The sequence below is a fragment of the Halobacteriovorax sp. genome (genome assembly GCF_041587335.1).
Lineage (GTDB): Bacteria > Bdellovibrionota > Bacteriovoracia > Bacteriovoracales > Bacteriovoracaceae > Halobacteriovorax.
The window spans coordinates 1-7,964 of sequence record NZ_JBFGYP010000128.1; the positions used below are offsets into that span (position 1 = coordinate 1).

General features: G+C 34.2%; 12 protein-coding genes. 9 read left to right on the forward strand and 3 right to left on the reverse strand.

What is annotated here, in order from left to right; genetic code table 11:
• From ABX784_RS13930 to ABX784_RS13945, 4 genes are all read left to right on the forward strand, one after another.
• Nucleotides 1-427: DUF3703 domain-containing protein (locus tag ABX784_RS13930; RefSeq protein ID WP_372655667.1), on the forward strand; the 427-nt coding region annotated here is incomplete at its 5' end.
• A 253-nt stretch (nucleotides 428-680) separates the two neighbouring features.
• Complete coding sequence (locus ABX784_RS13935; protein WP_372655668.1) at nucleotides 681-896, forward strand: ParD-like family protein; 216 nt, start codon at nucleotides 681-683, stop codon at nucleotides 894-896.
• Nucleotides 893-1,660, forward strand: a complete 768-nt coding sequence (map, locus tag ABX784_RS13940) for a type I methionyl aminopeptidase (protein ID WP_372655669.1) — start codon at nucleotides 893-895, stop codon at nucleotides 1,658-1,660. The genes ABX784_RS13935 and map overlap by 4 nt, the downstream gene beginning before the upstream one ends.
• A 145-nt stretch (nucleotides 1,661-1,805) precedes the next feature.
• Complete coding sequence (locus tag ABX784_RS13945) at nucleotides 1,806-2,105, forward strand: DUF1330 domain-containing protein (protein ID WP_372655670.1); 300 nt, start codon at nucleotides 1,806-1,808, stop codon at nucleotides 2,103-2,105.
• A 60-nt stretch (nucleotides 2,106-2,165) separates the two neighbouring features.
• Here the strand turns inward: ABX784_RS13945 and ABX784_RS13950 are convergent, their stop codons facing one another.
• Nucleotides 2,166-2,729, reverse strand: coding sequence for an AAA family ATPase (locus ABX784_RS13950; RefSeq protein ID WP_372655671.1), 564 nt, complete (start codon nucleotides 2,727-2,729; stop codon nucleotides 2,166-2,168).
• Between the two features lie 136 nt (nucleotides 2,730-2,865).
• Between ABX784_RS13950 and ABX784_RS13955 the strand changes: the two genes are divergently transcribed.
• The 4 genes from ABX784_RS13955 to ABX784_RS13970 all read left to right on the forward strand — a co-directional run bounded on the left by ABX784_RS13955 (nucleotide 2,866) and on the right by ABX784_RS13970 (nucleotide 5,603).
• A complete protein-coding gene (locus ABX784_RS13955) occupies nucleotides 2,866-3,375 on the forward strand; it encodes a GNAT family N-acetyltransferase (RefSeq protein ID WP_372655672.1) in 510 nt (169 codons plus the stop codon).
• A 7-nt stretch (nucleotides 3,376-3,382) separates the two neighbouring features.
• The gene (locus ABX784_RS13960; RefSeq protein ID WP_372655673.1) at nucleotides 3,383-4,390 is read left to right on the forward strand and encodes a cupin domain-containing protein; all 1,008 of its coding nucleotides are present in this window, start codon (nucleotides 3,383-3,385) and stop codon (nucleotides 4,388-4,390) included.
• Nucleotides 4,391-4,653: 263 nt separating this feature from the next.
• Nucleotides 4,654-4,983, forward strand: a complete 330-nt coding sequence (locus ABX784_RS13965) for a multidrug efflux SMR transporter (RefSeq protein ID WP_372655674.1) — start codon at nucleotides 4,654-4,656, stop codon at nucleotides 4,981-4,983.
• Between the two features lie 209 nt (nucleotides 4,984-5,192).
• The gene (locus ABX784_RS13970) at nucleotides 5,193-5,603 is read left to right on the forward strand and encodes a hypothetical protein (protein WP_372655675.1); all 411 of its coding nucleotides are present in this window, start codon (nucleotides 5,193-5,195) and stop codon (nucleotides 5,601-5,603) included.
• A gap of 53 nt (nucleotides 5,604-5,656) precedes the next feature.
• Here the strand turns inward: ABX784_RS13970 and ABX784_RS13975 are convergent, their stop codons facing one another.
• Nucleotides 5,657-6,850, reverse strand: coding sequence for a hypothetical protein (locus tag ABX784_RS13975; protein ID WP_372655676.1), 1,194 nt, complete (start codon nucleotides 6,848-6,850; stop codon nucleotides 5,657-5,659).
• Between the two features lie 261 nt (nucleotides 6,851-7,111).
• On the opposite strand from ABX784_RS13975, the gene ABX784_RS13980 reads away from it, so the two are divergent.
• A complete protein-coding gene (locus tag ABX784_RS13980) occupies nucleotides 7,112-7,378 on the forward strand; it encodes a hypothetical protein (RefSeq protein WP_372655677.1) in 267 nt (88 codons plus the stop codon).
• Here the strand turns inward: ABX784_RS13980 and ABX784_RS13985 are convergent.
• On the reverse strand, nucleotides 7,375-7,964 hold a 590-nt coding region (locus ABX784_RS13985), incomplete at its 5' end, for an MBL fold metallo-hydrolase (protein WP_372655678.1). The genes ABX784_RS13980 and ABX784_RS13985 overlap by 4 nt on opposite strands.

A 7,964-nucleotide genomic window follows, 5' to 3' on the forward strand; every position in this document is an offset into this window, starting at 1 on the left:
ATATCTGGCTTTTTTTATTTCTACTTTACCAAGCTCAAAACAATCTTTTACAGTAATATTAAAAAATAAGGTATTTGATATGCGATTCAAAATAGATACATTTTTTAATAATGAAATGAATGAGGCTAAGAGCCTGATAGAGAGTAAGGCCTATAATGAAGCTTTTCTTCACCTTGAAAGAGCTCATATTGCTGGGCAAGCGTCAGTGAAAATGCATACTATTACCCATCTTTACATGTTGTGGATAGGTATACTCAAGAGAGACTATAAAGAAATAATAGGGCAGGTCATTAGAATACCTCTCGGTATAATTGGTTCAACCGTAGGAGTAGTTCCAACAGGCAATACTGGAGGAAGCAATGTTCCCTTGTTTGCAAAGATGAAGGTTCCAAAAGATATAGAAGAATGCTTTACTGTGAATGACTAAATTATAAATTGTTTGGTATCGCAGATCGATAACCTTGCACTAAAAAACAGGTATCTATTCCATGTCTATTTTTTGACATTCTTTCTTACGGCATGAGAAAAATCTTTCGAAATTTTAACAAAGACGAACGGTCTAAATAGATTGCTAGCTTTATGGGAACTTTACCTAATCTTTTAGTCTTTTAAGTTTGAAGATAGACGGAGACTGATATATTTTAATATACAAAATGCTACATAATATATATAGTAACAGTATGGGAATAGTGAAAATTTCAGAAGATATACATAATCAATTAAGGGAAGCTTCGTCAGTTTTTGATCGTTCTTTGAACTCTCAGGCAGAGCACTGGATTAAAATTGGAATGCTAAGTGAGTTACATCCAGCAATCAACTATGAAGAAATTAGAGATCTATTATTTAAGTATAAAAATCTCACGATTGAAGAAATACTTAAGAAGTCAAAAAAATGAATGTAAAAATTAAAACACCAGCGCAGATTGAAAATTATAGAGAAACGGGGCGAATTGCTGCCGAGATTCTAACTACATTAATTGACCATGTCGTAGTAGGAGTTAGTACTTACGAATTAGCAAAAATTGCTGAAGACTTAATTGTAAATAAGTATGATGCAATAGCTTCTTGCATTGGTCAGTATGATTTTGAGTATGCGCTTTGTAGCTCTGTTAATAATGTTATTTGTCATGGAGTGCCTTCTAAGAGCGAAACTTTAAAAGACGGTGATATTGTAAATCTAGATATCACAGTAAAGAAGCATGGACTGATCTCAGATACATCAAGAATGTATCTTGTGGGAAAAGTATCTCCAAAGGCAGAAGAAATTTGTAAAATTTCTCAAGAATGTCTCTATAAGGGGATTGAGCAAGTTAAGCCGGGTAATACTCTTGGAGACATAGGTTTTGCTGTACATAAGCATGCAACTAGGAATGGCTATAGTATAGTTAGAGAGTTCTGTGGTCACGGTGTAGGAGCTGAGATGCATGAGGAACCTCAGATTCTTCACTGGGGTAAGAAAGGCAAAGGGATGAAACTTGTAGAAGGAATGACTTTCACAATTGAACCAATGCTAAATGAGGGAAGTCGCAAAATTAAAATGCTAGAAGATGACTGGACTGCTGTAACTCAGGATGGAAAGTTATCTGCACAGTGGGAGCATACTATTCTTGTAACTAAGAATGGTTATGAAATTCTAACTTTAAGAGAGGAAGAATTATAAAAAATGTAGTGTTCCTAGTATCAATCAATCTATAGCCTAGATTCCTTTTCAGTTCTAATATTCAAATTATATCAAGTTATCTTATGCTTTGTTTTTACAAGGTCCTTCTTATCTCATAAAATTAAACTTCAGCTTAGGAGATTTTATGAGTTATGAAATGATGGTGGGGCTTCAAATTAAAAATGATGCCGAGTATACAAGATATAGAGAGGCCATGGGACCAATCCTTAAAATGTATGGGGGAGGCTTTCGTTATGATTTTAAAATCTCTGAAACATTAAGAAATGAAGAATCACGTCCAATTAATAGAGTGTTTGCTATTTACTTTGAAAATAAGGAAAAAATGAATGAATTTTTTAATAATCCTGATTACGTAAAAGCGAAGAAGACATATTTTAATACTTCAGTAGAAGCAACAACTATACTTTCAGAATATCATAGATAACTATAAATCTTTTACACTTACTTTATGGCCAGATATTGATAAATACCTGGCCGGTTATCTTTATTGATCAATAACTGCTTGAATAGTCTTTACTCCGTTTATAATCTTATCGATAAAGCTACCTTTGCTTTCAACAACATGAAAGTTAGGATGGGCTTTCCATATCTCTTTCAATTTATTATCTAATTCAATTGCAGCTTCATTGGATTCATTTCTAAATGGGTTGTTCGTTGTGATATCTTGGCCTTTCACTGCTGCTGTTTCGAAATGAATAACGGCATCATAGCTGTGAAGCTCTTTTTCAAAACTAGAGTTAATGCATTCAAAAAAACCTTCTCTACTATTTGGCCAATAGGCAAGTCCATCTAGGGTTCCACGGTCACAAAGTAAAATCTTATTTGGATGCTGTAATGTATGAATTTCTTCTACATTTTTTTGGTAGTAGTAAATCGTCTTTTGGATTGCTTTTAATATATCTTCATTATCATCTCTGCTAATACCACTGGAGAAAATAGCACTGGCCGACTCTTGTATAATCCAAACTTTACCGAGCAATTCTCTTCGAAAGAGCTCTAGTGCTGTTGTCTTCCCACCACCTGGACCCCCAGTAATTACTATTTTCATTATTATCTCCACGTCTTTGTTGGTAGTTTACAGTCTTTCTATTAAGTCTAGAACGCTTTCTTATTATGTCCAATGTTTTTTATGGAATTGGACATAAGGTTATTTATTTTTGTTTAAGAAAATGTATGATGTAAGTATGAAAGTAAATCTAATAATGCCATGTAAGAAATATTGGAGTTCCTATAAAGAATCACTACCTGAAATAGTGTGGGAAGGTGATGTTAAGGGAAATAACTGGGATGGTGAGAGCGCTCCTGAGCAATACTTCTCTGATGCTGAAGATATGCGTGCGGGGAAAAATCTTGATGGATTAGTTCCGTGTACAAACTTTTGGATAATCGTAGATGAAGAATATTGTGGGCGAATGTCTATAAGGCATGAGTTAAATGATTGGCTTAGAAACTATGGTGGCCATATTGGATATGAAGTTAAGACTTCAATGAGAAGAAAGGGGATTGCCTCAAAAGCTCTTGAGCAAGCGATAAATTATTGTAGGAATGAGTTAAACTTAAATGAAGTACTTCTGACATGCGCTGATGATAACTTAGGCTCAATTAAGACGATTCATAAAAATGGAGGCATTCTAATTGAGAAAAAAGACGACCAAGCTGGAAGAATAAGTAGGTACTATCAAATAATCCTTTGAGGCTTTTATGAAAAAGAAGGAAGAAGGGAAAGACAAAATCGTTGATGAAGTGGGAGAGGACTTATTTGCTTTGGAAGGTCACTTTATTAATACTTTTGATGTTTTAAAAGAATATAAAAATGAAGATCTAAAGATTGGTGGTTCTAATGCTAATTTATCTAAATGCTTTGATTTAAAAAGAGTTGCAGCACATTATTTTAAAATTCCGAGTGGATATAGAACATCTGAGCCTCACGCGGAGAGTTTGGAAGAAGAATTTGTATTTGTCATATCTGGGGAAATTGATCTTTGGCTTAATGGAAATATAAAGAAAATGATAAAAGGAGATTGTATCGGTTTTCCTGCTGGTACAGGTGTTGGACATTGTTTTATTAATAATTCAGATATGGATTGTGAACTTTTTGTATCTGGTGATCGAACGATGCCTGATAATCGATATCATTTTCACCTTGATCAGAGTCTAAAAAAAGAATGTGGTGAAAAGTGGTGGGATGATATACCTAGCCAGGAATTAGGTCATCATGACGGACTTCCTGGGGTGTATGATAATTCAATGAAGGATGATGAAATTAAAATTTTCAATGGTTATGACAATATTCCTAATAGTAGTTATTCATATCCTAATGATACAGAGACTTTCAGCAATGGAGTATGTTTGAGTCGTAATTTTGGCATGAAAAGTATCGCTGTTTGGTTAGAGAGACTTCCTATTGGAAAAAGAAGCTCTTGGGATCACGCCCACTCTGTAGAGGAAGAATTTGTTTTTGTTTTAGAGGGAAATCCTACTGTTAGGCTTGATGGAAAAGACTTCATAGCATCTCCATTTACAGCAATTGATTTTAAGGCCGGCTCAGGTGTCTCTCACACTCTTGTGAATAAAACCGATAATGATATTTACTACCTTTGTGCAGGTGAATGTAATCCTCTTAATGATAAAATATATTATCCAAATCAACCTGCACGAAATGAAGAGATGAGAAAAGAGGGCGCTCTTTGGGAAGAAATGAATAAATAAGAAATTATTCTACCTTAGATAAAGACGACTGCTATATCATGAAATCTAAAACTGTAACTAATGAGGGCTCAGTTAAAGAGGTCGAACTATGTCGCTAACAAATATTTTGAAAATAAGTTAGATATAGATAAACTTATGGAGTCGAAATATAGTATTTATGATAACTTTTTATCAGATTTATAAACAACACAATTGACATTTATTGTCCCTGACGAGGATTTCCCGTACCAAGGTTAAGCAAAGACGGGAGGTAGGGAGTCTGTGTGTCTATAACAATCGCTTGGATCATTTTATTTGTAGCAGGGCTACTTGAAATATGTTGGGCCGTCGGGCTTAAGTATTCAGAGTCTTTTACAAAACTTATACCAACTATATTTACTTTAGTAACTTTGATGGGAAGTATGTATTTACTTTCAAGAGCAAGTTTAGTTCTACCTATTGGTACGGCCTATGGTGTGTGGGTTGGTATAGGTGCAATTGGTGCCGCAGTTTATGGGATAGTATTTTTCAATGAGTCTGCGAGTCCTCTCAAGATTTTCTTTCTATGCCTATTATTAGTATCAATTATTGGATTGAAAGTTACGAGTAGGTAGATATTTTAAATATTGAAGACTCTTTTTTTGTACCCTGAATTTTTTATAGTGTCGTTGTAAATTTTTATAATCGTGATTTTATGAGAGTTTTCAGTAGGCTAGAGAGTAAAATAATTTTTAGTCGGAGTTTTTATTGATAAGACCCTTAACAAGAGTTCTAGGAAATACTATAACCACATAAAAAAATTATAAATTATATGGGAGAACTTATGAAGAAGTTATTTATTTTACTATCAATATTAATTACAAGCTCTGCGTTTGCATTTCAAGTAGTTAAAGACTACCCATCTATTCCAGTATCTGATGCTCTTGGGACTAAAAAGGTTTCGATTAAGAACTTTTGTATGACATCAGACAACTCTAAGTTAGTTAGTTATTTAAGTGTTTGTGAAAAAGCAAAACATATTGGTCGAGGGTATAAGAAGTGCGTTTCTAGAGTAAACAAGCTTGTAGAAGTGAAAAACTCATTTCGTTATACAATTTTTGGACCAAGAGAAACTCAAAGAGAATTTAACTTTAAATATGATAGAGAAGTTCTTGTAGATGTTTTAGAGTTTGACCCAAGAGGTGGTAATCGTAATAAAGTCGATGAATTTGTCTTCACTCTACCTGAGTGTTAATAATAAGCGGGGTGAAATACCCCGCAATTATCTTTTGTTTCTATAGTTTCTTATCATTTTGTATAGATTACAACTACTCCATTTCCAAAATCCTCAGTATTTTCTAGGTTCGCTAGACCTGTATTAACTATCACATCACCATGGTTGTTCATATCAATACTTCCTCCGAAAGGAATGTGTGGACCATAAGCAATTAAAGCCTCTCCCCAAGGAACTTTGATTTTATCAAATTGAGTAAGAACTTTTTTAATTTCATTCTTTGTTGCGACATAAAGAGCATGCTTGCCCTTGAGGTCAATACCTCTAAATGCTACCCAGTTTTTGTTATTGATAACAATTGAGAAAAAGCTAAATTCTTTTAAGTCTTTACCTGCTGTAGCAAGAATTGTTTCCTTACCATCAGACTCAAGTAGTACAAGCTTTTCACTATCTTGATCTCTAGCAATAAAAGCAGTCGCTCCCGAATTACTTAGAGCTACATTATTTCTAAGGTCAATCCATTTAGAATTTTCATCACTATCTTTATCTTGAACGAGGATAGTTTTCTTAGATCCTTCTGCTAGAATAATTTGATCAGGCCTTTGATTGTTGAGTTCTCCTCTTTTTCCAATTCTGGCTTTATAAGCTACTTGACCGTAATCATTATAGCTTGGAGTGAATAAGAATGAATTTGGAATTTTTGATCTTTGATTCTGGGCCGCAATTAGCTCTAAACCATAATCCATATGGTAGTTAAAGAAAGCTAAATCACCTTTAAAGTTTTTTGCTGTAAAAAATAATTCATCACTTTCTGATAGGAAGAGATTATTAAAAGAAGTGTAAGGAAAAAGTTCCTCATCATCCATATGGTTTATAAACTCATATTTACCTGCGCTATTTCCAACTGCTGAGTATACGCCTTTAATTCCATCTAAAGTTTGGTGCGTATAAGTGAGATTACCTTTGTTATTAATCTTAACATCACTGTATGACTCTCTTGCACCTGTAGTTGTAAGGATACCTTCTTGGTATCTAGACTTTACCCAAATACCTGTATCATACGTTCCATTTAACATTGTTAGTGTAATGGCCATTTCTCGTTGATCGTTTATAGAAGGAGCTCTATCTGTAAAAAAGGTTTTAGCAGGCATGTTATAGCCGTCAGTGCTAGATGAATTAAATATTAGTGTTGGTGCTTCGTACTCTTGGGCCATGATAGATGTGGCAAGGTATGAAAGTAGTAAAATACTGCTGCATAAGATCTTCATATATTCTCCTCATTTAGTAATGTGCGGATGTTAGAGGAGGTTGGTTGGTTAGTCAAACTAAAGTTAGGTGCATGTTACGATGGGTTGAGTTGGGTGTATGTTCTCTGTATTTATACCTTTTAGTTTGGCCAGTACTCTGATCTAACTACAAGATATTAATAATATTAGAGTTTTAATCCTCATCCCCAAAATATATTTGCCTTTGTTAAAATTGTTCGGTATATCAAACTTAAATTAAGTTATTCAAACATGGAGAAAGTTTTGAAGTATATATTATCAATTTTAATTTTATCAGCTAACACATACGCTTGTGAACTTCCAAAATTAGATCATAATCTATTAAGTAAGAATTGTTATATAAAGCCATTATCTGGTGATGAATCTACGACTAAAGGAGAGGAGTTGAATGGTTTGAATTCATATAAAAGTATTAATAAAAATAAAGGCATGAGTAATAATTGCTATTCAGGCCATAAAAATAGCTGCCCTCAGAAGTGGAGTGAGATGAGATTGCCAGAACGCCTTTAGGGCTCAATAGTTAATCCATCATTTGCTAAAACTACATTACCATCGAAAACTTTCTTTATAGTAGATAAGGACTCTTTTTGAGTTGATAGTGTTCGCTTAAAGAAGTGTGATAGTACTAGCTTTTTGACTTGAGACTTTTTTGCAATTAATCCAATTTCTGAAGGAGGCATGTGAAGAGTTTTTGCACGCTTTGATGCCTTTTCAGGTATTGAATTGCTAGCTACAAGTATGTCAGCGTCCTTTGCAAACTTTTCCAAAACATTAAAGCGATTAGTCATATCTCCGGAGAATACAATTGAACAATTTTCAACCTCAATTCTCCAGCTAACTGCTGCAATTGGACCGTGATCTACTGCCGTGGCGCTTGCTTTAATTCCTTGAGCAATAGAGTAGTGTGAACTTTCATTTTTTTTAATAGGTACGTTTGTGGCCGAAACTTTGTATTTAGCGCGTCCTTTTTTTACCAAGTATGGGCTTAGGTAGGTGTAAGCACCTTCTTCTCCGATTACTCTTGATAGATATTCTATTGCAGAAGGCATCATCTCATTTCCTGCAGGGCCAAATATTTTAAGTTCTTCGACTCTTG